The following is a 25,377-nucleotide window of genomic DNA, read 5'->3' as shown; positions in this document are numbered from 1 at the left end:
TCACCCACGTGTTACTCACCCGTTCGCCGCTCGTGTACCCCGAAGGGCCTTACCGCTCGACTTGCATGTGTTAAGCACGCCGCCAGCGTTCGTCCTGAGCCAGGATCAAACTCTCCGTTGAAGACTCTCGAAACACCCCGAAGGGCGAATCAGAAATATCTAAACTAGAGTCCGAAAACCTAGCAAAACCGAACACCAGCAAAAATTTGCTGACATTCAAAATGTCCGACCCACAACACACGGGGGTATGAGGGGCCGGAACCAATAATAAAATTGGCACTGACATTCATCGACACACTATTGAGTTCTCAAAGAACACACGCACACACATCCACGCCAGAATCTTGCTGGGGCTTCCGTGAGGCAACTTTTACAGCTTAGCTCGGCCGTAGACCCGAAGCAAATCCGGGGTACCGGTCCAGCTAGTGTGATCGTCAGGCGCTCCTCGTACTACCTCGTTTCCCTGGCCGCACGCTCAGCGTTTCCGCTCAGCTCCTGGGCTCCGGGTCGGTGTCCGTGTCGCTCTGACTCGAATAAAGTTACGTGGCTACATTTGCAATGTCAAATCGCCTGGTCAGGAAGGGTTTTCGGCGAGGTTTCGGCTATCGCTTCCGCGCTTCCGCTGCCCTACCGGCGATCCGGGCCGTCATTCGGTGACGCCGACCCGCCGCACCTGCCCGCCCAACGCCTGCAACTGCTCGACGAAGTTCGGGTAGCCGCGGTCGATGTGGAACACGTCGTGCACTTCGGTCGTACCGTCGGCGACCAGGCCCGCCAGCACCAGCCCGGCGCCGGCGCGAATGTCGGAGGACCACACCGGCGCGCTCGACAACCGCGGGATTCCGCGAACCACCGCGTGATGACCGTCGGTGCGCGCGTCGGCACCGAGTCGGATCATCTCCTCCACGAAGCGGAATCGGGCTTCGAAGATGTTCTCGGTGATCATCGAGGTGCCGTCGGAGATCGCCGCGAGACCGATCGCCATCGGCTGCAGGTCGGTGGGGAAACCGGGGAACGGCAGCGTCGAGAAGTTCACCGCACGCGGACGTTCGGGCTGCACCACCCGGAAACCGTCTGGCTCGAAGGAGATCCGGGCGCCCGCCGAACGCAGCTTGTCCAGCACCAGCGACAGATGCTTCGGGTTGACGCCGGTGACGCGCACATCGCCCATGGTCATCGCGGCGGCGATACCCCAGGTGGCCGCGACGATGCGGTCGCCGATCACCCGGTGGGTGGTGGGCGAGAGCCGCTCGACGCCCTCGATGGTCAGCACCGAGGTGCCCGCGCCGTTGATCCGCGCACCCATCTGCACCAGCATGTTGCACAGGTCGACGATGTCGGGCTCACGCGCGGCGTTGTCGATCACGGTCTCCCCCTCCGCGAGCACCGCAGCCATGAGGATGTTCTCGGTGGCACCGACCGACGGGAAGTCGAGCCGGATCCGGGCGCCCTGCAGCTCGTCGGCCCTGGCCACCACGCACCCGTGCTCGATCTCGCTGGTCGCGCCCAGCAGACGCAGCCCGGCCTGGTGCATATCCAGCGGACGGGAACCGATGGCATCACCGCCGGGCAGCGCGACGACCGCGCGCTTGCACCGGGCCATCAGCGGCCCGAGCACACAGACCGAGGCGCGGAACTGGGTGACCGCCGGGAAATCGGCGTGGTACTTCGGTTCGGCGGGCGTGTCGATGGTGACGACCGACCCGTCGATCGTCACATCGCAGCCGAGGCCGCGAAGCACATCCGCCATCAGCGGGACGTCGAGGATGTCGGGGCAGTTCGTGATGGTTGTGGTGCCTTCGGCCAGCAGGGCCGCGGCCATCAACTTGAGGACGCTGTTCTTGGCGCCCCCGACCGCGACCTCACCGACGAGCCGATTGCCGCCAGTTACCAGAAAACGTTCCATGCCGCCTCTCCGCGTCTTCGGCGCACCACTGAGTGCAAGGATAATGCTCTACCGGCTCCCGGCGATCGGCCACCGAGGCAGTGAACTAGTCGTCGCGGTCCGCGGACTCGGCGCCCCCACCGGGCTGCCACAGCACATCGCCACCGGGATTGGCCACCCGGCCGAGGATGAACAACAGGTCCGACAGCCGATTCAGGTATCGAGCGGGCAGCGTACCGGTGTCGTCGGGGTGCGCTTCGACCGCCGCCCAGGCCGAACGCTCGGCGCGCCGGACCACAGTGCGGGCCACATGCAGATGGGCGGCCAAGGGAGTACCGCCGGGAAGGATGAACGAGTTGAGCGGGGCGAGCCCTTCGTTGAACTCGTCGCACCAGGATTCGAGCCGGTCGATATACGGCTGAGTGATGCGCAGCGGCGGATATTTCGGCGCCTCGACGATCGGCGTCGACAGGTCCGCGCCCGCGTCGAACAGATCGTTCTGCACCTGGCGCAGGACCTCCCCGATCCGCGGGGAGGGAGCGCCCACCGCGAGGGCGACGCCGATCGCGGCATTGGCCTCATCGCAGTCGGCGTAGGCGATCAAGCGCGGATCGGTTTTGGCCACGCGGGAGAAATCGCTCAGCCCGGTGGTCCCGTCGTCCCCGGTCCGGGTATAGATCCGGGTCAGATGCACACTCACACGACCACCTTAAACGCTGCCCCGCCGAGACCGGCGGCCGCTGTCAGTGCCCGCGCAGCCGGCGGGCGCGATCGGAGGGCCTTGACTCCACCCATGACAAAAAGGCAGCCAGCGAGCCGCGATCCAATGCCAACTCGAAGCTGCCCTGTGCATCCGATACCGCGATCACCGCGATCTCGTCGGTCATGATGTCGTATTCGTCGCCCCGCGGGCCGCGCCGCTCACCGACCTCGATGCCGCGGCGGTGGATCACCGAATCCGGGCCGAGTTTGAGGCTGGACAGCTTGAAGAAGACGAGCCGGTCTTCGCCGTAGCGGATCAGTCCGTGCCGCCAGCGTTCTCCGCCGCGAGCCGGGAGCACCCGCAGAATCGCGGCCGTGCCGCCGCGACGCAACATCACCAGACGATAGGTGGAGGCCAGGGCGAGGGCGACCAGCAGACATACCAGAATGATCAGCAGAACCATCCCGGTGTGCAATGCCGTCCATCCCTTCGTTCGCCGAATCGATCGAATCCCACCCCGTCGACCGAACCCGGTCATTCAACCACGGACTCGAGTTTACAAATGGGGCGGGCTTGTCGGCGAACATACCGCTAGCGCCGGCCGCCCGGCGATCACGGCGACCGAAACAACACTGCCGGCGGCGAGATCGCCACCGGCAGTGTCGTATTCGATTGTGTTGTGCCGCTTGGACGCTCGACAGCGTCCGAGCTCAGGCGTTCGCGTTCTGCTCGACCGCGCGCACCCGGCCCTGCGCCACCCGCTTGTCTTCGTCGGAGGCCGTCCCTTCGGCAAGCACCCGGCGGGCCGCCTCGATATCGACCTCGCCGGCGAACTCGGCGGACTCGGCCAGCACACGCACCGAGTCGCCGGTGACCGAGAAGAACCCTCCGTGCACCGCCGCGACGATGCGCTGACCGTCGGTATCGACGATGGTCACCGTGCCGCCCTCGACCAGCTGGCCGAGCAGCGGCTCATGGCCTGCCATGATGCCGATCTGGCCCTCGGTGGTCTGCGCGCTGACGAACGACGCCCGGCCGGACCAGAGCAGCCGTTCGACGGCGACGAGATCAACTGACATATCGGCCATCGGTGACTACTTTCCGGCGATCTTCTTGGCGGCCGCCTCGACGTCGTCGAGACCACCGCAGGAGTTGAACGCCTGCTCCGGGTAGTGGTCGAACTCGCCCTTGCACACGCGGTCGAAGTCGTCGATGGTCTGCTCCAGCGGAACCACCGAACCGGGCTGACCGGTGAACTTCTCGGCGACGATGAAGTTCTGGCCGAGGAACTTCTCCAGGCGGCGGGCACGGCCGACGAGAACCTTGTCCTCTTCGGAGAGCTCGTCCATACCGAGGATGGCGATGATGTCCTGCAGTTCCTTGTACTTCTGCAGGATGCGCTTGACCTCGTTGGCCACGGCGAAGTGCCGCTCGCCGACGATCGACGCCTCGAGGATACGAGAGGTCGAGGTCAGCGGGTCGACGGCCGGGTAGATGCCCTTCTGCGAGATCGGGCGGGAAAGCTCGGTCGTCGCGTCCAGGTGGGCGAAGGTGGTCGCAGGCGCCGGGTCGGTGTAGTCGTCGGCGGGGACGTAGATCGCCTGCAGCGAGGTGATCGAGCGACCACGGGTCGAGGTGATGCGCTCCTGCAGCTCACCCATCTCGTCGGCCAGCGTCGGCTGGTAACCCACGGCCGAAGGCATACGACCCAGCAGGGTCGAGACCTCGGAACCGGCCTGGGTGAACCGGAAGATGTTGTCGATGAACAGCAGCACGTCCTGGTGCTGCACGTCGCGGAAGTACTCGGCCATGGTCAGGGCCGAGAGGGCGACGCGCATACGGGTGCCCGGCGGCTCGTCCATCTGGCCGAAGACGAGGGCGGTGTCCTGGAGGACGCCCATCTCTTCCATCTCCAGGCGGAGGTCGGTGCCCTCACGGGTGCGCTCACCGACGCCGGCGAACACCGACGTACCGGAGAACTCACGCGCGATACGGGTGATCATCTCCTGGATCAGAACGGTCTTACCGACACCGGCACCACCGAACAGACCGATCTTGCCGCCCTTGACGTACGGGGTCAGCAGGTCGAGGACCTTGACGCCGGTCTCCAGGATCTCGGTCTTGCCCTCGAGCTGGTCGAAGCTCGGCGGCTTGCGGTGGATGCCCCAGTTCTCGCCGTCGCGGCCGAGGCCGGGGCTGTCGAGGCAGTCGCCGAGGGCGTTGAAGACGTGGCCCTTGACGACGTCGCCGACGGGCACCGAGATCGGCTTGCCGGTGTCGCTGACGGAGGCGCCACGGACCAGGCCGTCGGTGGGCTGCATCGAGATGGTACGCACGATGTTGTCACCGAGGTGCTGGGCGACCTCGAGGGTGAGGGTCTTGGCCACCGAGGCCAGGGTGATGTCGGCGTGCAGAGCGTTGAACAGCTCGGGGATGGCACCACGCGGGAACTCGACGTCCACGACGGGGCCGATGACCCGGATGACGCGGCCTGCAGCAGCGCCGGTCCGGCTCGAGTTGTCTTGTGTGACAGCTGCGGTCATTTGGATAAGTTCTCTTCCTGCGCTTTTAGTCGCGGTCCGAGCTCGACGCCAGCGCGTTCACGCCGCCGACGATTTCGCTGATTTCCTGCGTGATCTGGGCCTGACGCACCGAGTTGGCTTCGCGCTGCAGCACGCTGGCCAATTCGTTGGCGTTATCAGTGGCCGCCTTCATTGCGGTGCGCCGAGCCGCGGACTCGGATGCCGCTGCCTCGAGCAACGACGCGTAGATACGCGTATTGACGTACTTCGGCAGCAGGGCCGCCAGCAGCACATCGGCGTCGGGCTCGAATTCGTACTGCGCCTGCGGGTCGGCCGTGGCCGAATCGCTGAACGAGTCCTCGCCCATGTCGAAGTTCTCGTCGACAAAGCTCACCTGGATCGGCGCCAGACGACGCACCTCAGGGGTCTGGGTCAACATCGACACGAAACGCGTGTACACGATGTGCAGTTCGTCGACGCCCGCGATGTCGCCGGTCCCGTTGGGATGCGGCACCTCGCCGTCGGCGCCCGCCATGAAGGCATCGACCAGATGGCGGCAGGCCGCCGAAGCATCGGTGTACTTCGGCTGCTGCGAGAACCCGGTCCACGACGCGACCAGCGGACGGTTGCGGAAGGTGTAGTACGTGAGGCCCTTGTTGCCCATCACGTACAGCACCGGCTCCTTGCCCTCGCCGCGCAGGGTGGTCATCAGTTCCTCGGCGCGCTTGAGCACGTTGGAGTTGTAACCACCGCACATACCGCTGTCACTGGTGATCACCAGCACGGCGGCGCGGCGCGGGTCGGCCCGCTCGGTCAGCAGCGGATGCGACAGGTTCTTCGACGCGCTCGCCAGCTCGCCGAGGACCTTGGTGATCTCCTCCGCGTACGGCTTCGCGGCCGCGACCCTGGCCTGGGCCTTGGAGATTCGCGAGGTCGCGATCAGCTCTTGGGCCTTGGTGATCTTCTTGATCGAATTCACACCACGAATGCGGGAGCGCAATTCACGCAAGCTTGCCACGGTTCACACTCCCTTCATTCGCCAGAAGAATCGAATAACGCATTGGTCGTCGCCCGACTTACTTCTCGACGTGCTTGCGCGTGACCGACAGCGACTCGACCTCTTCGTGGTCCAGCTCGCCGGCAGCGGCCTCGTTCACCACACGGCTGCCGTCGGAGGCGAGGAAGCCCTGCTTGAACTTGTCGGTGGCCGCCTTGATCTGATCGGCCGCCTCACCGTCGAGCGGCTTGGCGCCACCCTCCAGTGCGGCGAAGGCCTCGGGCACGCTGCGGTGCAGGTCTTCGAGCAGTTCGCTGTTGAAGCGACGGATGTCGGCGACCGGGACCGAGTCGTAGTAGCCGGCGTCGACCAGGTAGATCGAGACGATCTGGTCCTCGACGGCGACCGGGGAGTACTGGTCCTGCTTGAGCAGCTCGACCCAGCGGGCACCGCGCTCGAGCTGGGCCAGCGACGCGGCGTCCAGGTCGGAGGCGAAGGCGGAGAACGCCTCCAGCTCGCGGTACTGGGCCATTTCCAGACGCAGCGATCCGGCGACCTTCTTCATGGCCTTGGTCTGGGCGGCGCCACCGACACGGGAGACCGAGGTACCGACGTTGATCGCCGGGCGGACACCCTTGTTGAACAGGTCGGACTCGAGGAAGACCTGGCCGTCGGTGATGGAGATGACGTTGGTCGGAATGAACGCCGAGACGTCGTTGGCCTTGGTCTCGATGATCGGCAGACCGGTCATCGAGCCGGCGCCCATCTCGTCGGACAGCTTGGCGCAACGCTCCAGCAGGCGCGAGTGCAGGTAGAAGACGTCACCGGGGTACGCCTCGCGGCCCGGCGGACGACGCAGCAGCAGCGAGATGGCGCGGTAGGCCTCGGCCTGCTTGGTCAGGTCGTCGAACACGATCAGGACGTGCTTGCCCTGGTACATCCAGTGCTGGCCGATGGCCGAACCGGTGTAGGGGGCCAGCCACTTGAAGCCGGCGGAATCGGAGGCCGGGGCCGCGACGATGGTGGTGTACTCCATCGCGCCGTGCTCCTCCAGCGCGGCCTTCACGCCGGCGATGGTGGAACCCTTCTGGCCGATGGCGACGTAGATGCAGCGCATCTGCTTCTTGGGGTCGCCGGACTCCCAGTTGGCCTTCTGGTTCAGGATCGCGTCGATGCAGACCGCGGTCTTGCCGGTCTTGCGGTCACCGATGACCAGCTGACGCTGGCCACGGCCGATCGCGGTCAGGGCGTCGATGGCGGTGATGCCGGTGGCCATCGGCTCCTCGACCGGCTGGCGCTCCAGCACGGTCGCGGCCTGCAGCTCCAGCACACGGCGGTCTTCGGCCTCGATCTCGCCGAGGCCGTCGATCGGCTGACCGAGCGGGTTGACCACGCGGCCGAGGAACTTGTCGCCGACCGGGACCGAGAGCACGTCGCCGGTGCGGCGGACCTGCTGGCCCTCTTCGATCTCGGCGAACTCGCCGAGGATGACCGCACCGATCTCGCGGTCCTCGAGGTTCAGCGCCACGCCGAGCACGCCGCCCGGGAACTCGAGCAGCTCGTTGGCCATTGCCGAGGGCAGGCCGGAGACGTGCGCGATGCCGTCACTGGTATCGGTGACCACACCGACTTCTTCGATGGAGGTCTCGGGGGTGTAGCTCTGGGTGTAGCTCTCGATCGCGCTACGGATCTCGTCGGAGGAGATCGTCAGCTCCGCCATGTTCTTCCTGCTCTCGCTGTCTGGTCTCGAATGTCGGGGTTGGGTGGCGGGTTACGCCAGTTCGCGGCGCAGCCGCTCCAGTCGGCCCACGGCGGTGCCGTCGATCACGTCGTCACCGACGCGCACGACGAGCCCGCTCAGCAGACTCGCGTCGACCTGCACGTGCACCGTGACCGGCTTGCCGTAGATGCGCTGCAGGGAGGCGGCCAGCCGCTCCTTCTGCTGCGCCGTCAGGGCGATGGCGGCCCGCACGTGCGCGACGATCTGGTCGCGTCGCGACGCTGCCAGATCGGACAACTCGTCGAAGGCCGTGCCGAGGCCGGTCTGCTGCCTGGTCACCGCCTGCTCGGCGAGCGTGACGGTGATGGGCTCGGCCTTGCCGGTCAGCAGGCGGGTGATCAGTTCACGCCGCGCCGCTTGCGGCTTCGCGCGATCCGACAGAGCCTGCTCCAGGTCGGGGTTGTCGGCGATGATCCGGCCGAGCCGGAACAGCTCGTCCTCGACCGCGTCGAGCCGGCCGCTGTCGGCGGCCGACTCCAGCAGCGCTTCCTGGCCGAGCAACTCCAGGGTGTCGACCAGGTCGGCGGTGCGGGACCAGTCCTGGGCCACCGCGGTGGTCAGCACCGCTTGGGTGGCGACGCTGACCTTTCCGCCGAAGACCCGCTCGCTCAGTTCGGCGCGAGCCGAACCGGGCACCGACACGTCCGCGAGCGCAACACGCAGCGAACGCTGGTCGTCCAGCACGGCGACGACGGCGAACAGTTCCGAACCCGTCGTCGCGGCAACACTGTCGCTTCCGGTCAGAGCGGCCCGAAGCGCTTCCCGCGAACGGGAGCTGGCCTCGCGGCTCGCTGCGTACATGCTTCTCACTTTCGCGTCGCTACCTTCCGACCCCGATGCCGGCGTCGGTGTCGTCGAGTTCGCTGAGGAACTTCTCGATCGACGCCGCCTGCTTGGCCTCGTCCGAGACCGACTGCCCGATGACCTTCTCGGCCAGGTCGACCGCGGTACGGCCGACCTCGGAACGCAGTTCGGTCAGGATCTGCTGGCGCTGGGCTTCCAGCTGGGCGTGGCCAGCGGCCACGATCCGGTCGCTCTCGGCCTGGGCCTCCGTGCGCATCTGCGCCAGGATCTGCTGGCCCTGGGTGCGCGCGTCCTCACGGATGCGCGCGGCCTCGAGGCGGGCGTCGGCCAGCTGCTGCTGGTACTGCTGCAGCGTCTGCTGAGCCTCTGCCTGCGCGGCCTCGGCCTTGGCGATACCGCCTTCGATCTTCTCGCTGCGCTCGTCGAGCACCTTGGTCAGGCGCGGCACGACGAACTTGTAGAACAGCACCGCGATAACCGCGACACAGACGATCGACCAGACGATGTCGTACGTTTCGGGGATCAGAGGATTGATCTCCTCCGAACTCTCCTCTGCGAGCAAAGAAATCGCGTTCATCGGAATCAGAAGATGAAGCCGGCGACGAGGCCGATCAGGGCCAGCGCCTCGGTGAACGCGATACCGAGGAACATGTTGGTACGGATGGTGCCCTGCAGCTCGGGCTGGCGGGCGATACCCTCGATCGCCTTACCGACGACGATGCCGACGCCGATGCCCGGGCCGATGGCGGCCAGGCCGTAGCCGACGGCGCCGAGGCCCTTCAGCGTCGACTCGTTGGCAGCTTCCTGGGCCAGGTACGAGAGGCTCATGAGTCTTCTTTCCCTTTCTGTTGCTCACCCGCCGGTCGGCGTGGTGTAGCAGGTCTCCAGTGATTTGTTAGTGCGGTCAGTGGGAATCTGCGTGCTCGGCCAGGCCGATGTACACGGCGGTCAGCAGTGCAAACACGTAGGCCTGCAGGAAGATGACCAACATCTCGAACATCGTGAACCCGATTCCCGCCAGCAGCGAGAACGGCGAGAACACCTTCATCCAGTTGGCGGCGTCGAACAGGAAGAACCAGGTGGAGCTGAAGAACAGCACCAGCATGATGTGACCGGCCAGCATGTTGGCCATGAGTCGGACGGTCAGCGTGAACGGACGCAGGATGAAGGTCGAGACGAATTCGATCGGAATCAGCAGTACGTGCAGCGCGGGCGGCACGTTCGGCACCACGATGCTGCTACGCATGTACTTGAAGAAGCCGTACTTCTTGATACCGACGTAGTTGAACGCGATGTAGGCGATGACGGCCAGCACCAGCGGCATTCCGATCCGCGCGTTCGAGGAGATATTCAAGAACGGGACGATGCTGGAGAAATTCAGGAAAAGAACCGTGAAGAAGATCGTCGCGATCAGCGGGAAATACTTGCGCCCGGTTTCCTTGCCGAGGACCTCTTCGCAGATCTGCTCTTTGACGAAGACCAGGCCGATCTCGGCGACGTTCTGCAGCCCGCGCGGAACGATGCGGGGCGAACGGAAGGCCAGCGCCATGAGGCCGATCAGGACCGCCGACATCAGGATGCGAATGAGCATCAAGCGATCGAGTTCGAACGGCGTTCCCTCGAACAGCACCGCCGGAGGGAAAAAGTCGGTTAGCGATGGCGCGTGAAATTCCGCGGCCAAAGTGGTGACGCTCAGCGTTCTCTCCCGTGTTCGGGCCGCGGGTTCGGTCGTTCCCGCGGTTCGATCGGACATTGACGATCAATGTGGGTCGACTCAGGTCGGCTCGAAGTTCGTCAGCAGCTGCGCGGCATTCCCGCTCGGGCGTCTGTACGTGTGTCGGCGACATCGTCGACATGCAGAACCGGAACGGAGCCCGGCACGGCAGTAGCATAGCGTCACCCGGCGGGATCGTGGTGATCCCCCCTATGGTCGCTTGCTTACCAAGACTTTACCAAGTTATCTACGACAGCGTGTAGCTGGGTGCGATTTGTTACCGATCGGTACCTTGACCGGCCTCGCGATCGGGCACCGTCACGTACGGAACCTTTTGCCGCAGAACGCCGTACGTCTCGGCACCGAGCACGATGACCAGCGCTCCGATGACGGTCAGGAACAGCGCCACGCGGTCGTAGAAATCGAATTGATTCAAGATCGCGATAACCACCATGGCCACCAGCAGCTTGCCCGCCCAGCTGACCAGCATCACCAATCCGGCCGTGGTCGGCGGCAGTTTCGCGCCGAAGAGCACCACGGCGGCGGTGGTCAGGATGAAGCCACCACCGATGGCCGCGCCCAGCAGCGCGCCCCAGACGCCGGCGAGGCCGGAAACCGCACCCGCGATCGCCACCGCGAGCACCGTCAGCACGACCAGCCCGACCAGGCCGTAGCGCAGCGCGGCGCGCAGCGGAGCGTCGGGGCCTGGGTCTGTGTACGGTGTCGAACTCACGAGCCGCACTCTACCCGTGCCGTTTGTCCTGCGCCGATGCCGTCATCCCGCGGGCTCCTGCGGCTCACCGGGATGCTCGGCGTGTTCGGCGGCGGCCGCGCGCTCTCGCCGCAACCCCGGAACCGCCGTCGCGACCAGGGCGAATACCAGTCCGCCCGCCATCAGCAGGACGACGACGCGCCGGTCCATCAGCGAGGTGCCGACCGCGCCGAAGGCCAGCACACCGACCCACAAATAGATGAGCAGCACCACACGCCGCTGCGAGTGGCCGATCTGCAGCAGCCGGTGGTGCAGGTGCATCTTGTCCGGGGTGGAGAAGCTGACCCCGGCCCGCACCCGGCGCACGATGGCCAGCAGCAGGTCGAGCACCGGAATGAACATCACCGCGCCGACCAGCAGCAGCGGCGAGAGCAGGCCGACGATGTCGCGCGGACCGTAGCCGGTGAGCGGGATACGCCCTGACGCGCTGGTCGACACCGCGGCCAGCACCAACCCGATCAGCATCGAGCCGGAATCGCCCATGAAGATCCGGGCCGGCGAGAAATTGTGCGGCAGGAAGCCGAGGCACGCTCCGGCCAGCGCGGCGGCGAGCAGCGCGGGCGGGTAGGTGTCGACCGAACCGCCCTGTTCGGTGAGCAGGCCCACCGAGAACGCGAACACCGCGATCGAGGAGATCAGGCCGAGGCCCGCGGCCAAGCCGTCGAGGCCGTCGACGAAATTCATCGCGTTGATCAGCGTCACCGCGACCGCGACCGTCACCAGGGCGCTCTGCAAGCCGTCCAGCACCACGGTCTCGTTGTTGAACGGGTTGTAGATGACGTACCAGCTCAGCCCCATCACCGCCATCACACCCGCGGCGGTGACCTGACCGGCGAATTTGGTGAGCGCGTCCAGGCCCCAGCGGTCGTCGACGATGCCGACCGCGACGATGATCGTCGCCGCGACCAATACCGCCGCGATATCGGGCCGGTAGTCGAAGCCGCGGCGCAGCGCGGGCAGCTGGTGGGCGAACAGCACGGCCGCCACCACGCCCAGATACATGCCGACCCCGCCCATCCGCGGTATCGGCTTGACGTGCACATCGCGTTCGCGCGGCACCGCGACAGCGCCGAACCCGATGGCGAGCACCCGGATCCCGCCGGTGGCGAGAAAGGTCACCACCGTGGACACCAGCAGCACCAGCAGCAGCTCGCGCAGCGGGACGACGGCACCGGAACTTCCCAATGCGTGCACCGCGATCACTCGCGATACCGCCCGCTCATCCGATCGGCCATTCGGTCACCGGGCAGCAGGCCCGGACAGCGCCTCTGGCGCCATACCGAGCACCTCGGCGATATCGGCGACCGAAACCGCGCCCTCGCGCAGGATGCGCGGCTGATCGGCGGTCAGGTCGACGATGGTCGAGGCGATCGCGTGCTCGGCGGGGCCCCCGTCGAGGTACACCCCGACGTGCTCGCCCAGCTGGGCGCGTGCTTCCGCGGCGGTGGTTGCGGGCGGCTGCCCGGAGACATTGGCGCTCGACACCGCCAGCGGGCCGACGGCGCGCAGCAATTCCAGCGCGACCGGGTGCAGCGGCATCCGCAGCATCACCGTGCCTCTGGTGTCGCCGAGATCCCAGGCCAGCGAAGGTGCCTGCTGCACAACCAGACTCAGCCCGCCCGGCCAGAACGCCTGGATCAGGTCTCTGGCCTGCGGACGCACCGAGAACACCAGCCCGTCGATGGTGTGCCAGGAACCGACGAGCACCGGCACCGGCATATCGCGCCCGCGCCGCTTGGCGGCGAGCAGCTCGGCGACCGCCTGGCTGTCGAACGCGTCCGCGGCTATGCCGTAGAGCGTGTCGGTGGGCATGACGACGAGCCGCCCGGATTTCAGGGCGCTGGTCGCGGCGGACAGTCCGGCGGCGCGCGAGTCGGGATCCGCGCAGTCGTAGACGGTACTCACGGCACCCATCCTGTCACGCGGGCGTCGCGGCGCCGTCGGCCCCCGGGTAGAACGCGAATTCGCCACGCGCCACGGACAAACCATGCCAGGGCGGCGGACCGCGAACCCCTGCTCGCGGCCCTCGGGGCGGGGTGCCGGCTCAGCTACGCACCGCCGCCACGAAGCGCGGCTTGCCCGCGAGATCGGGATGCTCGGTGATCTCGGTGAACGCGCCGGTCCCGGTGAGCAGGGCGGCCAGCGCGGAGCCGTTGGAATCGTCGTGCTCGATGGCGGTACCACCGCCGGGGCGCAGCAGACGGGCGATGGTCGGCACCAGCCCGCGGATGACGTCGAGGCCGTCCGGGCCGCCGAACAGCGCCCGGTGCGGATCGTGGTCGGCGACCTCGGGGTCGAGTTCGGCGCCGACGGGGATGTACGGCGGATTCGACACCACGATATCGACCCGGCCGTTCAGCTCGGTGAGCAGCGCGGGGTCTGTCGCGTCGTCGGCGTACAGGGTGATCGGGGTGTCGCCGGCCGCGATCCGCAGGTCCGCGTTGTGCCTGGCCCATTTCAGGGCCGCCGGGTCGATTTCGACCGCGTGCACCTCGGCGTCCGGCCGGGCGTGTGCGATGGCGAGGGCGAGCGCGCCGGAGCCGGTACACAGATCCACCACGACCGGTGTGTGATCGTGGCGCACGGCCTCCAGGTGCGCCAGCGCCCAGGCGAACACCAGCTCGGTCTCCGGACGCGGGATGAACACCCCCGGCCCGACCTCCAGATCGATCCGTCCCATGGCCGCGCGGCCGATCAAGTGTTGCAACGGGATTCGCTGTGCGCGCCGACGCACCAGCTCGTGCAGTTCGGCGCGCTGCTCGGGGGTGAGCAGCGGCGCGAGCAGCAGCCGGGCACGCGGCACACCGAGGACGTGGGCGGCCAGCTGTTCGGCGTCGGCGCGTGGGCTCGGGACGCCCGCGGCCTGAAGTGTTTCGACGGCCTCGACGAGCGCGGGCCGCAACGGTGTGCGGGTCATGGCCTCGACTCTGCCCGATGGCGGGGCATGGCGGGAACTCTTCGGTCCCGACCGGTCATGCCCGGCGGCACATGGCCGTCACTCCGCGGCCATGCGGGCTTCGCGGTCGGCCTTGCCGAGTGCGTCGAGCAGGGCGTCCATATCGCCGTCGAGCACCGCGTCCAGGTTGTGCGCCTTGAAGCCGATGCGGTGATCGGCGATGCGGTTCTCCGGGAAGTTGTAGGTGCGGATGCGTTCGGAGCGGTCAACGGTGCGGATCTGGCTGGCCCGCCCGGCCGCGGCCTCCTGTTCGGCCTGTTCCTCGGCCAGCGCTTGCAGCCGCGCGGCCAGCACCTGCATGGCGCGCGCCTTGTTCTGCAACTGGGACCGCTCGTTCTGGCAGGTCACCACGATGCCGGAGGGCAGGTGGGTGATGCGCACGGCGGAGTCGGTGGTGTTGACGCCCTGGCCGCCCTTGCCAGAGGAGCGGTAGACGTCGATGCGCAGATCGGTCTCGTCGATCTGGACCTGCTCGACCTCATCGGGCTCGGGGTAGATGAGCACGCCGGCCGCGGAGGTGTGCACCCGGCCCTGCGATTCGGTCACCGGCACCCGCTGCACCCGGTGCACCCCGCCCTCGAACTTGAACCGCGACCAGACACCGTCGCGGGCGGCGTCGCGGCTCTTGATCGACAGCGTCGCTTCCTTGTATCCACCCAGATCGGAATAGGTGGCGTCGAGGATCTCGACCTTCCAGCCGTGCCGTTCGGCATAGCGCACGTACATTCGCGCCAGATCCGCGGCGAACAGCGCGGACTCCTCGCCGCCCTCACCGGACTTCACCTCGAGCACCACATCGTCGCCGTCGTGCGGGTCGCGCGGGGCCAGCAGGTCGGTCAGGGCCTGCTCCAGCTCGCTCACCTGCTGCTCCAGCTCGGGGACCTCGGCGGCGAAGGCCGCGTCGTCGGCGGCGAGCTCACGGGCGGCGGCCAGATCGTCGCGAGCGGCGCCGAGCTTGCGGTAGGTGGACATCACGGGCGCGAGTTCGGCGAACCGCTTACCGACGCGGCGGGCCGCGCCCGCGTCGTTGTGCAGCGCCGGATCGGCGAGCTGGGTCTCCAAGCCCGCGTACTCGGCCAGGATGTCGTCGATCGCGGACGGCTGGGTCACGGTCGGCTTCCTCTCGTGCGTGTTCGATATCGGTGGTCGGGCCGAGAAAACACCGACGCCCGGACCTGCTTGGCAGGACCGGGCGTCGGCGAGGAAGCTACTTGGCGTCGGCCTTCTTCTCGGCGCGCTTGCCGTAGCGGGCCTCGAAGCGGGCCACGCGGCCGCCGGTGTCCAGGATCTTCTGCTTGCCGGTGTAGAACGGGTGGCACTGCGAGCAGACCTCGACGGTGATGTGACCGGATTCCTTGGTGGAACGGGTCTGGAACGTATTGCCGCAACCGCAGACGACGGTGGTGTCGACGTAGGTCGGGTGGATTCCTGCCTTCATGGGTGTCCTCTCGAAAATGGCGCCGGGTCGCTCGCGCGGATGGCGTCGAACGTGAACCGGAGCCGACTAGGCGGGATTGTCCGCGAACAGCGCGGACGCACGGCGATCCAGTATGCCAGATTCACCGACACGTCTATCGAACGCCCCCGCGGACCCGATTGTTCCCCGGCGAGTAATCCCCCTTCGCTATCGCCCCAGGAAGTGGGGGGACGCGCACCGGCAGCACTCGAGGAACCCTGAAGTCGGGTAGTCGGCTACTCAAGAATACGAACAGCTCCGTTCATAGTGTTGGAATCCGATGCACGTCGGCGTGCCGAGACATGGAAAGGAGATCCTGTGAACAGCCGGATGAACAACCGTGTGGCCTTCGCGGTGCTGGTCGCACTGGTCGTGGCTGTCGCGGCGGGATGGTTCGCCGCGCCGGGTGGCACGGACTCTCCGTCGTCGGCGGGCTCCGGCCTGCCCTCGGCATCGGGTTTCCCAGCGGAGATCCAGACCCCGGCCCACCCGGTGGACCAGCAACGACAGCACGCACCAGCATCCGACACCGCCCTGACGGCCGCCTCGCGACGCACCTCGTTCGACGGCGCCGCGCTCATTCTCGCCTTTCTGATCGCGGGAGCCGCCGCGATCGGCGTCGTGTTCTTCTCCCCCGCCGCGATCCGAGGGCCGCGCAGTTCGCGCGCGGCCCCGGAAACGGCTCGAGGGCTCCACCGCAGTGGAGCCCTCGAGGCCGTGCTCACCGCCGCGCGGCGGTTCGGCGCATCACTCGTCGAGCGCGCCCGGCGCGGTCTTGGAGACCTGCATCAGGAACTCCAGGTTGTTCTTGCTCTTCTTCAGACGGTCGATCAGCAGGTCGATCGCCTGATGCGAGTCCAGGCCGGACAGTACGCGCCGCAACTTGTGCAGCACCGCGGCCTCGTCTGGGCTCAGCAGTAGTTCGTCCTTACGGGTACCGGACGGTGCGACGTCCACCGCCGGGAACACCCGCCGCTCCGCGATCTTGCGGTCCAGCTTGAGTTCGGCGTTACCGGTGCCCTTGAACTCCTCGAAGATCACCGTGTCGCCGGTCGAGCCGGTCTCCACCATGGCGGTGGCGATGATCGTCAGCGAGCCGCCGTTCTCGATGTTGCGGGCCGCGCCGAGGAACCGCTTGGGCGGGTACAGCGCGGTGGAATCCACACCACCGGAAAGGATTCGGCCCGAGGCAGGCGAGGAGTTGTTGTAGGCGCGACCCAATCGGGTGATCGAGTCGAGCAGCACGACGACGTCCTTGCCCATCTCCACCAGACGCTTGGCCCGCTCGATCGCGAGCTCGGCGACCGAGGTGTGGTCGGCGGGCGGACGGTCGAAGGTGGAGGCGATGACCTCACCCTTGACCGAGCGCTGCATATCGGTGACCTCTTCGGGCCGCTCGTCGACCAGCACCACCATCAGGTAGCACTCGGGGTTGTTGACCGCGATCGCGTTGGCGATGTCCTGCATGATCGTGGTCTTACCGGCCTTGGGCGGGGACACGATCAGCGCGCGCTGGCCCTTACCGATCGGCATGATCAGGTCGATGACGCGGGTGGTCAGCTTGTTCGGGGTGGTCTCGAGCCGCAGCCGCTGGTTCGGGTACAGCGGGGTGAGCTTGTTGAAGTCGGGCCTGCGCTTGGCCGCCTCGACGTCACCACCGTTGACGGTGTCCAAACGGACCAGCGGATCGAACTTCTGCCGCTGATTCGACTGCTCACCGTCGCGCGGGGCGCGCACCGCACCGGTGATCGCGTCACCGCGGCGCAGCCCGTTCTTGCGGACCAGGTTCATCGAGACGTACACGTCGTTCGGGCCGGCCAGGTAGCCGGAGGTGCGCACGAACGCGTAGTTGTCGAGCACGTCGAGGATGCCCGCGACCGGCTGCAGCACGTCGTCCTCGCGGATCTCGAGCTCGCGGGCCTCGCCGCCGCCACCCTCACGGTCGCGGCTGCGCCTGCGCTCGCGGAACCGGCGTCCGCGCCTGCCGCGGCCGCCTTCCTCGTCGTCACCGCCACGGTTGTCGCCGCGGCCGTCGCGTCCACCGGCGTTCTGGCCGCGGTCACCGGACTGGCCCTGCTGCTGGCCACGGTCGCGACGACGTTCGCCGCCGTCGCCTTCCGGTTTGGCCTCTTCGGTGCGGGTCTCGGTGGCGGTGTCACCGCCGCCGGCGTTGCCGCGGGCCTGATCGGCGTTGCCGCGCGCTTGGTCGCGGCCGCGACGCTGCCTGCCACGGCCACGCTGGCCCTGCTCACGACCGGACTCGTCGGAGTTCTCGGCGGCGGGCGCTGCGCTCTCGGCAGCGTTGTCGGCGGAATTCTTCTCGGAAGTCTTGGCGCGCGCGTCCTTGGCCGCGTCGGCGGGCGGTGCCTGGGTGGCCGTGGCCGCGGCGGGCTGCGAGTCCTGAGCGGGCGCGGTGTTCTGCGCGGCGGGTTCCTTCGCGGGCGCGACGTCCAGCGTCGGCTGCTCGGCGCGGGCCGCGGCCGCGTTCTTCGCCTCGGTCTTGGTGGCGGACTTGGCGGAACCGCGCGCGGGCTTGTCCGCGGCCGCCGCCTTCCCGGCCTGATTTTCCTTGATGGCGGCGATCAGATCGCCCTTGCGCATACCGGAGGTCCCTCGGATACCGAGCTCCCCCGCGAGTGCGCGCAACTGCGGCAACAACATTCCAGTCAGCCCCGATCGTGCGACGTCGGTGTGTTCGCTCATCTTCGAAATCTGTCCGGAGTCACTATCGCGGTCTCCCGAGGCCTGCGGGTTGGAATCCACCCCGGGTGTCGCGAGCAGGTCCGTATCTGTCACGGAGATCCTTTCCTTCCCTCGATGGGCCGTGTGCTGTGTCGAGGGTTCGTTCCGCAGTCCGGTCGCTGTGCCGGGCTCGGATGTGTAGCCGTATCGCCTGCTCCGTCGGAGTCGGAGGCTTCGCCACCGATCATGAAAAAGGTGGGAGAGATCATTCCAGTTGCGCAGCTCCGCAACACCCCCATGGCCTGGAGGCTCGAGCCTGGAGCCTGCTGGAGCGATTGCCCTGATGAAGCACCGGCGTCTGACGCGCACGATGTACGGACTTGCCCAGGATAGCTGGCAACTGTGAGCCTCGGCAAGGTGGACTCGCCGTCAGTGGATGCCGACGCCCTCGGCGAGTCCGGGCTCGACCACCCGCAGACCGTCGGCCACGGCCTGTTCGCGCAGCTCGGCGGGGAAATCTGAGGTGGTAAGGGCCAGGATCGTCGGGCCGGCACCGGAGACGGTCGCGGCGATCCCGGCAGCCCGCAACCGGGCGATCCAGGCGGTGGTCAGCGGCAGCGCGGGCGCACGCTGGGCCTGGTGCAGGCGGTCGGCGGTGGCGGGCATGAGCAGATCCGGGCGCTCGGTCAGCGCCACCACGGCCAGCGCGGCCCGGCTGACGTTGAACGCGGCGTCACCGTGTGGGACCACCTCGGGCAGCAGGCCACGCGTGTGCGCGGTCGATGACCGGTCCTCCGGGATCAGCACCACCGGGCGCAGCGCCGGATGCGGGGTCACCCGCACCGCGCGGTAGGCGCGGTTGTGGTGTTCCACCGTGGCACCGTCCAGGCCGGCGTCGGCGGCGCGATCGGTTTCCGACCAGGACACCACGATGCCGCCGAGCACGCTGGCCGCCGCGTTGTCGGGATGGCCCTCGAACTCCGAGGCCAGCTGCACCAGCCGGTCGGTGTCGACGGTCGACGCTGGATCGAATTTCGCCGCGAGCCCACAGCCCGCGGCCAAACCGCCGACGACCGCGGAGGCCGACGAGCCGAGACCACGGGAATGCGGAATCACGTTGCGGCACACCACATCGAGACCGTCGGCCCACACCCCGGCCGCTTCCAGTCCGCGCTCGATCGCGCGGACCACCAGATGCGAAGGGCCCCAAGGCACGTCGTCGGCGCCCTCACCCTCCACCCGGATGGTGAGACCGGTGCTCGTGGTGCGCACCTCGATCTCGTCGTAGATGCCCAATGCCATACCGAGCGAATCGAATCCGGGACCGAGGTTGGCGCTGGACGCGGGCACCCGCGCGGTCACCGACAATCCGGCGGGCAGCGTCCTGGTCATCACCTGGCTCTCGCGCGCGGTCAACTCAGGCCAGCTCGAGTTCGGCGGCGACCGCGACCGGGTCGACCGGGATCGCCTGGACCTGGGGCATGCCCAGCAGCGCGGTATCGGGGTCCTTGAGACCGTTGCCGGTCACCGTGCACACCACGGTCAGCCCGGAATCGAGCCAGCCCTCCTTGCGCGCCGCGAGCAGCCCCGCCACGCTGGCCGCCGACGCGGGCTCGACGAACACGCCCTCGGTCGCGGCGACGAGCCGGTAAGCCTCGAGGATCTCCTCGTCGGTGGCCGCGCGGAAGGCGCCACCCGACTCGTCCTTGGCCTCGACCGCGCTGTTCCACGAGGCCGGGGCGCCGATCCGGATGGCGGTGGCGATGGTCTCGGGGTCCTTCACCGGGGCGCCGTTGACCAGCGGGGCGGCACCGGCGGCCTGCACGCCGAGCATGCGCGGCAGCGAGTCGGTGATGCCGTCGGCCCGGTATTCGCGGTAGCCGCGCCAGTAGGCGGTGATGTTGCCGGCATTGCCGACCGGGAGCACATGTACATCGGGCGCCTTGCCGAGCACATCGCAGATCTCGAACGACGCCGTCTTCTGGCCTTCGATGCGCGCCGGGTTCACCGAGTTGACCAGTCCGACCTCGGGGAACTCCGAGGTCACCTTGCGGGCCAGCTCGAGGCAGTCGTCGAAGTTGCCCTGTACCTGGATGACCTTCGCGCCGAGCATGACGGCCTGGGCCAGCTTGCCCATCGCGATCTTGCCCTCGGGGATCAGCACCGCACAGCTCATGCCAGCGCGGGTGGCGTAGGCCGCCGCCGACGCGGAGGTGTTGCCGGTGGAGGCGCACAGCACGGCCTTCTGGCCGCGGTACTTGGCATCGGTGATGGCCATGGTCATGCCGCGGTCCTTGAACGAACCGGTCGGGTTGAGGCCCTCGACCTTCAGGTAGACCTCGCAGCCGGTCAGCTCGGACAGATGCGTCGCGGGCACCAGCGGAGTACCGCCCTCGAAGAGGGTGACCGGCTCCCAATCGGCACCGACCGCGAGCCGATCGCGGTAGGCCGTGATCAGACCCGGCCACCGGGAGTGCACTCCGGTCTGGTGGGCCACTCCCGCTGTCGAACTCATTCTTCGGTGCCTTCCAATCTCAAAACGCTGGTCACGGAGGTGACGGACGGCAGTTCCGCCAGCGCGGACACAGTATCCGCGAGCGCCGACTCCGTCGCATGGTGGGTGACGACGACCAGGCGCGCACCCGCGCCATGGCCTTCCTGACGCACGGTCGAGATGCTCACCCCGTGATCGGCGAACTCACCCGCGACCGCCTGTAGGACGCCGGCGCGGTCGGCGACCTGGAGGTTCACGTGGTAGCGGGTGGGTGTATCGCCGATCGGCGCGATCGGCAGCTCAGCATAAACCGATTCACCGGGCGCGCGGCCACCGTAGAACTTGTTACGCGCGGCCATCACCAGATCACCCAGCACCGCGGACGCGGTGGGAGCGCCACCGGCGCCCTGGCCGTAGAACATCAGGCGGCCCGCGTTCTCGGCCTCCACGACGACGGCGTTGAACGCGCCGTTGACGGCGGCCAGGGGGTGTTCGCGCGGGATGAGCGCCGGGTAGACGCGCACCGAGACCCGCTCCTTACCGCCCTCGTCGGGTCCGGGTTCGCCGGGGCCCGCGGGCACGCGCTCACAGATGGCGAGCAGCTTCACCGTGCAGCCGACCGCGGAGGCGGTCTCCAGGTCCTCGGAGGTGATCTTGGAGATGCCCTCGCGGTAGACGTCGGCGGCGGTGACCCGGGTGTGGAAGGCCAGCGAGGCCAGGATCGCGGCCTTGGCGGCAGCGTCGAAGCCCTCGACGTCGGCGGTCGGGTCGGCCTCGGCGTAGCCGAGGCGGGTCGCCTCGGCGAGGGTGTCGTGGTAATCGGCGCCGGTTTCATCCATCGCGGAGAGGATGAAGTTGGTGGTGCCGTTGACGATGCCGACCACCTTGTTCACCCGGTCGCCGGACAGCGACTGGATCAGCGGACGCACCACCGGGATGGCGCCGGCGACGGCGGCCTCGAAGTAGAGGTCGGCCCGGCTGCGTTCGGCGGCCGCCGCGAGTTCACCGGTGTAATCGGCCAGCAGCGCCTTGTTCGCGGAGATCACGGACTTGCCCGCGTTCAAGGCGGCCAGGATCAGGCCGCGGGCGGGGTCGATGCCGCCCATGACCTCGACGACCAGGTCGACATCGGCGCGCGCGACGAGTGCTTCGGCATCGGTGGTCAGCAGTTCGGCCGGGATCCCGCGATCGCGGTCCAGGTCGCGCACGGCGACACCGCGCAACACGACCGGAGCACCGACCCGCGACCGCAGATCATCGGCGTGGTCCCGGAGAATGCGCACGACCTCGGTGCCGACGTTGCCCATACCGAGCACCGCCACGCCGATCGGCCGTTCGTTTCCCCAGGTGCCGTTCTTCGCGGCCACAGCCGCGCCGGCATCATTCGCCTCGGTCACGTTGATTGCACCTCCACCTTGCTCATCACGTCGTACATCAGACCTCGAGTCCGATCAGGTCCGCGACGGTCTCGCGGCGCAGCAGCAGTCGTGCCTGTCCGTCGCGGACGGCGACCACCGCGGGCCGGGTCAGCATGTTGTACCGGCTCGACATCGAGTAGCAGTACGCACCGGTCGCGGCCACCGCGACCAGATCACCCGGACCGGCATCGGCCTGCATCCAGGTGTCCCTGATGACGATATCCCCACTCTCACAATGCTTTCCGACGACGCGAGCGACCACCGGCTCGGCATCGGAGGCGCGCGAGACCAGGCGGCAGTCGTAGTCGGCCTGGTACAGCGCGGGGCGGATGTTGTCGCTCATCCCGCCGTCCACGCTGACGTAGCGCCGCCGCAGGCCGCCGTCGAGTGAGACGTCCTTGATGGTGCCGACCTCGTACAGAGTGACGGTGCCGGGGCCTGCGATGGCACGTCCCGGCTCCACCGCGATGACCGGCTCGGGCAGCCCGGCGCGCTCGGCCTCCTGGGCGACGAGCCTGCGGAGGTTGGCGGCGAACTCGTCCAGCGGCGGCGGATCGTCCGCCTCGAGATACGAAATACCGAGCCCGCCACCGAGATCCAGGATCGCGATCTGCGCGGTGCGCTCGGCGCCGAATGTGTCGACCGCGTCGCGCAGCAGTCCGAGCATGCGGCGCGCGGCGATCTCGAAACCGTCGATCTCGAAGATCTGCGAGCCGATATGGCTGTGCAGGCCGACCAGACGCAGATTGTCGGCCTCGAAGACCCGGGCCAGCGCCTGCATGGCGTCGCCGCCCGCGATGGAGAAGCCGAACTTCTGGTCCTCGTGCGCGGTCGAAATGTATTCGTGGGTATGGGCTTCCACGCCGACGGTGACGCGCACCAGCACGTCCTGCACCACACCGGCGCGCCCGGCGACGGCCTCGAGCCGTTCGATCTCGATCAGCGAGTCGACCACCACATGCCCGACTCCGGCCGCGACCGCGGCCTCCAGCTCGGCGACGGATTTGTTGTTGCCGTGCAGGGCGATTCGCTCGGCGGGGAAGCCGCCGTTGAGCGCGACGGCGAGCTCACCGCCGGAACACACGTCCAGCGACAGGCCCTCGTCGCGGATCCAGCGCGCGACCTCACCGCACAGGAACGCCTTGGAGGCGTAGTGCACCTTGGCGTTGGGGCCGAACGCGCGCACCATGTCGCGGCAGCGGGAACGGAAATCGTCCTCGTCGATGACGAACAGCGGCGTGCCGAATTCGGCGGCCAGTTCGGTGACCGGGATGCCGGCCAGCCGGACCACGCCGTCCTCGCCGCGGGTGGCGTTGCGCGGCCACACATGCGCGGGCAGCTCGATGAGCTGCTTCGGGTCGGCCGGGCGCTGCGGCAGGTTGGGGGCGTGCGGGATTTCGGCGTGCCGGGGTCCGGCAGGATGGGCGCTCACTAGTTCTCCTCCGTTGCCGGTGCGTTCGATGCCTGGTGCAGGGTGCTCACATGCGCTCCGGTGCGGAGACGCCGAGCAGGGCCAGGCCGTTGGCCAGCACCTGCTTGGTGGCGTTCACCAGCGCGAGGCGGGCGACGTTGGTCGGCGAGACCGGTTCGTCGCCCAGCGGCAGCACGCGCAGGGACTTGTTGGTCTGGAACGGGTGATAGGCCCCGGCCAGTTCCTCCAGGTAGCGGGCGATGCGATGCGGCTCGCGCAGGCTCGCGGCGCTGGCGACCACCCGCGGGAATTCGCCGATGGTGCGGATGAGCGCGCCCTCCTCGTCGGCGGTGAGCAGCGAGAAATCGGGCTCGACGGTGCCGTACTCGGGGAATTCGGCGGCATTGCGGCCGATGGAAGCGGCGCGGGCGTGCGCGTACTGCACGTAGTAGACCGGGTTGACGCTGTCCTGTTTGGTCCACAGATCCAGGTCGATGTCCAGGCTCGAATTCACCGAGCTGCGCACCAGTGAATAGCGTGCGGCGTCCACGCCGATGGCCTCGACCAGGTCGTCGAGGGTGACGACGGTGCCGGCACGCTTACTCATCCGCACCGCGACACCGTCGCGCAGCAGGTTCACCATCTGACCGATGAGCACCTCGACGGTGGCCGGATCGTCGCCGAACGCGGCGGCGGCGGCCTTCAACCGGCCGATGTAGCCGTGGTGGTCGGCACCGAGCATGTAGATGCACAGGTCGAAGCCGCGGGCCCGCTTGTTCTGGAAATAGGCGATGTCACCGGCGATGTAGGCGGCATTGCCGTCGCTCTTGATGACGACTCGGTCCTGATCGTCGCCGTATTCGGAGCTGGCGATCCACCAGGCGCCATCCTTTTCGTACAGGTCGCCGGAGTTCTTGAGGGTGTTCACCGCCTCCTCGACCGCACCGGAGGCGAACAGCGAGCTCTCGTTGAAGTACACGTCGAAGTCGGTGCCGAAATCGTGCAGCGTCTTCTTGATGTGGGCGAACATCAGCTCCACGCCCTCGGCGCGGAACCGCTCCAGGCGCAGTTCGGGCTCGATATCGAGCACACCGGGATGCTCGGCGACGATCTTGTCCGCGATCTCCCTGATGTAGGCGCCCGCGTAACCCTTCTCCGGAGTCGGAGCGCCGGTGGCGGCCGCGACCAGCGATTCGGCGAAGCGGTCGATCTGCGCGCCGTGATCGTTGAAGTAGTACTCGCGCACCACCTCGGCGCCCTGGGCGGCGAGAATGCGGCCGAGCGCGTCACCGACGGCGGCCCAGCGGGTGCCGCCGAGGTGCACGGGACCGGTGGGGTTGGCGGAGACGAACTCGAGGTTGATCTTGGTGCCGGCCAGGGTGTCGGCGGTGCCGTAGGCCGCGCCTGCGGTGCGGACCTGCTCGAGAATCGCGCCCTGCGCGGAAGCGGCCAGGCGGATGTTCAGGAATCCGGGGCCGGCGACCTCGGCCGCGGCGACGGCGTCGGTGGCGTCCAGCGCTTCGGCCAGCCAGGTGGCCAGCTCACGCGGATTGGTTCCGGCCTTCTTGGCGACACGCATGGCCAGATTCGTGGCATAGTCGCCGTGTTCCGGATTACGGGGACGCTCCACGGTGACCTCGTCGGGCAGGACCGCCGGGTCCAGTCCACGTTCGACAAGCACCTTCGCCGCGGTCGCGTGAAGGAGATCTGCAAGGTCAGCTGGAGTCACGAGTCTCTATCCTATGGTCTGGGCAGGTGTGCACCACGAGTGGGCACCAGGTGT

23 protein-coding genes and 1 rRNA gene are annotated in these 25,377 nt (G+C 67.8%); all 24 read right to left on the bottom strand.

What is annotated here, in order from left to right; translation table 11 throughout:
• Positions 1 to 121: ribosomal RNA gene (locus tag AC4HOU_RS27855) — 16S ribosomal RNA — on the bottom strand; the annotation flags it as partial.
• A gap of 525 nt (positions 122 to 646) precedes the next feature.
• Positions 647 to 1,906: a UDP-N-acetylglucosamine 1-carboxyvinyltransferase gene (gene murA, locus AC4HOU_RS27850; RefSeq protein WP_163813936.1), complete on the bottom strand. Its 1,260-nt coding sequence runs from the start codon at positions 1,904 to 1,906 to the stop codon at positions 647 to 649.
• An 85-nt stretch (positions 1,907 to 1,991) separates the two neighbouring features.
• Positions 1,992 to 2,585, bottom strand: coding sequence for a cob(I)yrinic acid a,c-diamide adenosyltransferase (locus tag AC4HOU_RS27845; protein WP_194992740.1), 594 nt, complete (start codon positions 2,583 to 2,585; stop codon positions 1,992 to 1,994).
• Positions 2,586 to 2,628: 43 nt separating this feature from the next.
• Complete coding sequence (locus AC4HOU_RS27840; RefSeq protein ID WP_175585901.1) at positions 2,629 to 3,051, bottom strand: DUF2550 domain-containing protein; 423 nt, start codon at positions 3,049 to 3,051, stop codon at positions 2,629 to 2,631.
• A gap of 247 nt (positions 3,052 to 3,298) precedes the next feature.
• A complete protein-coding gene (locus AC4HOU_RS27835) occupies positions 3,299 to 3,676 on the bottom strand; it encodes a F0F1 ATP synthase subunit epsilon (RefSeq protein WP_163813933.1) in 378 nt (125 codons plus the stop codon).
• A 6-nt stretch (positions 3,677 to 3,682) separates the two neighbouring features.
• Positions 3,683 to 5,131, bottom strand: a complete 1,449-nt coding sequence (gene atpD / locus AC4HOU_RS27830) for a F0F1 ATP synthase subunit beta (RefSeq protein WP_104362174.1) — start codon at positions 5,129 to 5,131, stop codon at positions 3,683 to 3,685.
• A gap of 25 nt (positions 5,132 to 5,156) precedes the next feature.
• Entirely contained in the window at positions 5,157 to 6,128 is a 972-nt protein-coding gene (locus AC4HOU_RS27825; RefSeq protein ID WP_194990840.1) for a F0F1 ATP synthase subunit gamma, read from the bottom strand.
• A 58-nt stretch (positions 6,129 to 6,186) separates the two neighbouring features.
• Positions 6,187 to 7,827: a F0F1 ATP synthase subunit alpha gene (gene atpA / locus AC4HOU_RS27820; RefSeq protein ID WP_163813932.1), complete on the bottom strand. Its 1,641-nt coding sequence runs from the start codon at positions 7,825 to 7,827 to the stop codon at positions 6,187 to 6,189.
• A 51-nt stretch (positions 7,828 to 7,878) separates the two neighbouring features.
• Complete coding sequence (locus tag AC4HOU_RS27815) at positions 7,879 to 8,688, bottom strand: F0F1 ATP synthase subunit delta (protein WP_194990838.1); 810 nt, start codon at positions 8,686 to 8,688, stop codon at positions 7,879 to 7,881.
• Positions 8,689 to 8,707: 19 nt separating this feature from the next.
• Positions 8,708 to 9,268: a F0F1 ATP synthase subunit B gene (locus AC4HOU_RS27810; RefSeq protein ID WP_163813930.1), complete on the bottom strand. Its 561-nt coding sequence runs from the start codon at positions 9,266 to 9,268 to the stop codon at positions 8,708 to 8,710.
• A 5-nt stretch (positions 9,269 to 9,273) separates the two neighbouring features.
• Positions 9,274 to 9,519: an ATP synthase F0 subunit C gene (locus tag AC4HOU_RS27805; RefSeq protein ID WP_011207590.1), complete on the bottom strand. Its 246-nt coding sequence runs from the start codon at positions 9,517 to 9,519 to the stop codon at positions 9,274 to 9,276.
• Positions 9,520 to 9,595: 76 nt separating this feature from the next.
• Positions 9,596 to 10,444 (bottom strand): F0F1 ATP synthase subunit A, encoded by an 849-nt coding sequence (atpB, locus tag AC4HOU_RS27800; RefSeq protein ID WP_081505323.1) that lies wholly within the window; start codon positions 10,442 to 10,444, stop codon positions 9,596 to 9,598.
• A 238-nt stretch (positions 10,445 to 10,682) separates the two neighbouring features.
• Complete coding sequence (locus AC4HOU_RS27795) at positions 10,683 to 11,147, bottom strand: Cg1360 family ATP-synthase-associated protein (protein ID WP_163813929.1); 465 nt, start codon at positions 11,145 to 11,147, stop codon at positions 10,683 to 10,685.
• 33 nt (positions 11,148 to 11,180) lie between these two features.
• A complete protein-coding gene (locus tag AC4HOU_RS27790) occupies positions 11,181 to 12,362 on the bottom strand; it encodes an MraY family glycosyltransferase (protein WP_228815292.1) in 1,182 nt (393 codons plus the stop codon).
• A gap of 54 nt (positions 12,363 to 12,416) precedes the next feature.
• Entirely contained in the window at positions 12,417 to 13,082 is a 666-nt protein-coding gene (locus tag AC4HOU_RS27785; RefSeq protein ID WP_138445854.1) for an L-threonylcarbamoyladenylate synthase, read from the bottom strand.
• 139 nt (positions 13,083 to 13,221) lie between these two features.
• Entirely contained in the window at positions 13,222 to 14,094 is an 873-nt protein-coding gene (gene prmC / locus AC4HOU_RS27780; RefSeq protein WP_462734783.1) for a peptide chain release factor N(5)-glutamine methyltransferase, read from the bottom strand.
• Positions 14,095 to 14,172: 78 nt separating this feature from the next.
• Positions 14,173 to 15,243, bottom strand: a complete 1,071-nt coding sequence (gene prfA, locus AC4HOU_RS27775) for a peptide chain release factor 1 (RefSeq protein WP_490725581.1) — start codon at positions 15,241 to 15,243, stop codon at positions 14,173 to 14,175.
• A 97-nt stretch (positions 15,244 to 15,340) separates the two neighbouring features.
• Positions 15,341 to 15,571: a 50S ribosomal protein L31 gene (gene rpmE, locus AC4HOU_RS27770; RefSeq protein ID WP_036533791.1), complete on the bottom strand. Its 231-nt coding sequence runs from the start codon at positions 15,569 to 15,571 to the stop codon at positions 15,341 to 15,343.
• Between the two features lie 765 nt (positions 15,572 to 16,336).
• The gene (gene rho / locus AC4HOU_RS27765) at positions 16,337 to 18,385 is read right to left on the bottom strand and encodes a transcription termination factor Rho (RefSeq protein ID WP_194990834.1); all 2,049 of its coding nucleotides are present in this window, start codon (positions 18,383 to 18,385) and stop codon (positions 16,337 to 16,339) included.
• A gap of 315 nt (positions 18,386 to 18,700) precedes the next feature.
• Positions 18,701 to 19,663 carry a homoserine kinase gene (gene thrB, locus AC4HOU_RS27760; RefSeq protein ID WP_163813951.1) on the bottom strand — a complete coding sequence of 321 codons (963 nt, stop codon included), beginning with the start codon at positions 19,661 to 19,663 and terminating at the stop codon, positions 18,701 to 18,703.
• A 25-nt stretch (positions 19,664 to 19,688) separates the two neighbouring features.
• Entirely contained in the window at positions 19,689 to 20,786 is a 1,098-nt protein-coding gene (thrC, locus tag AC4HOU_RS27755; RefSeq protein ID WP_163813925.1) for a threonine synthase, read from the bottom strand.
• Positions 20,783 to 22,132 carry a homoserine dehydrogenase gene (locus tag AC4HOU_RS27750; protein ID WP_280211048.1) on the bottom strand — a complete coding sequence of 450 codons (1,350 nt, stop codon included), beginning with the start codon at positions 22,130 to 22,132 and terminating at the stop codon, positions 20,783 to 20,785. Before AC4HOU_RS27750 ends, thrC begins: the two co-directional genes overlap by 4 nt.
• A 67-nt stretch (positions 22,133 to 22,199) precedes the next feature.
• Positions 22,200 to 23,615: a diaminopimelate decarboxylase gene (lysA, locus tag AC4HOU_RS27745; RefSeq protein WP_490725580.1), complete on the bottom strand. Its 1,416-nt coding sequence runs from the start codon at positions 23,613 to 23,615 to the stop codon at positions 22,200 to 22,202.
• 46 nt (positions 23,616 to 23,661) lie between these two features.
• Positions 23,662 to 25,323: an arginine--tRNA ligase gene (argS, locus tag AC4HOU_RS27740; RefSeq protein WP_163813922.1), complete on the bottom strand. Its 1,662-nt coding sequence runs from the start codon at positions 25,321 to 25,323 to the stop codon at positions 23,662 to 23,664.
• Positions 25,324 to 25,377 lie beyond the last annotated feature (54 nt).

The organism is Nocardia sp. JCM 38205 (assembly GCF_058222935.1).
This window is presented reverse-complemented; position numbering and strand designations above follow the sequence as displayed.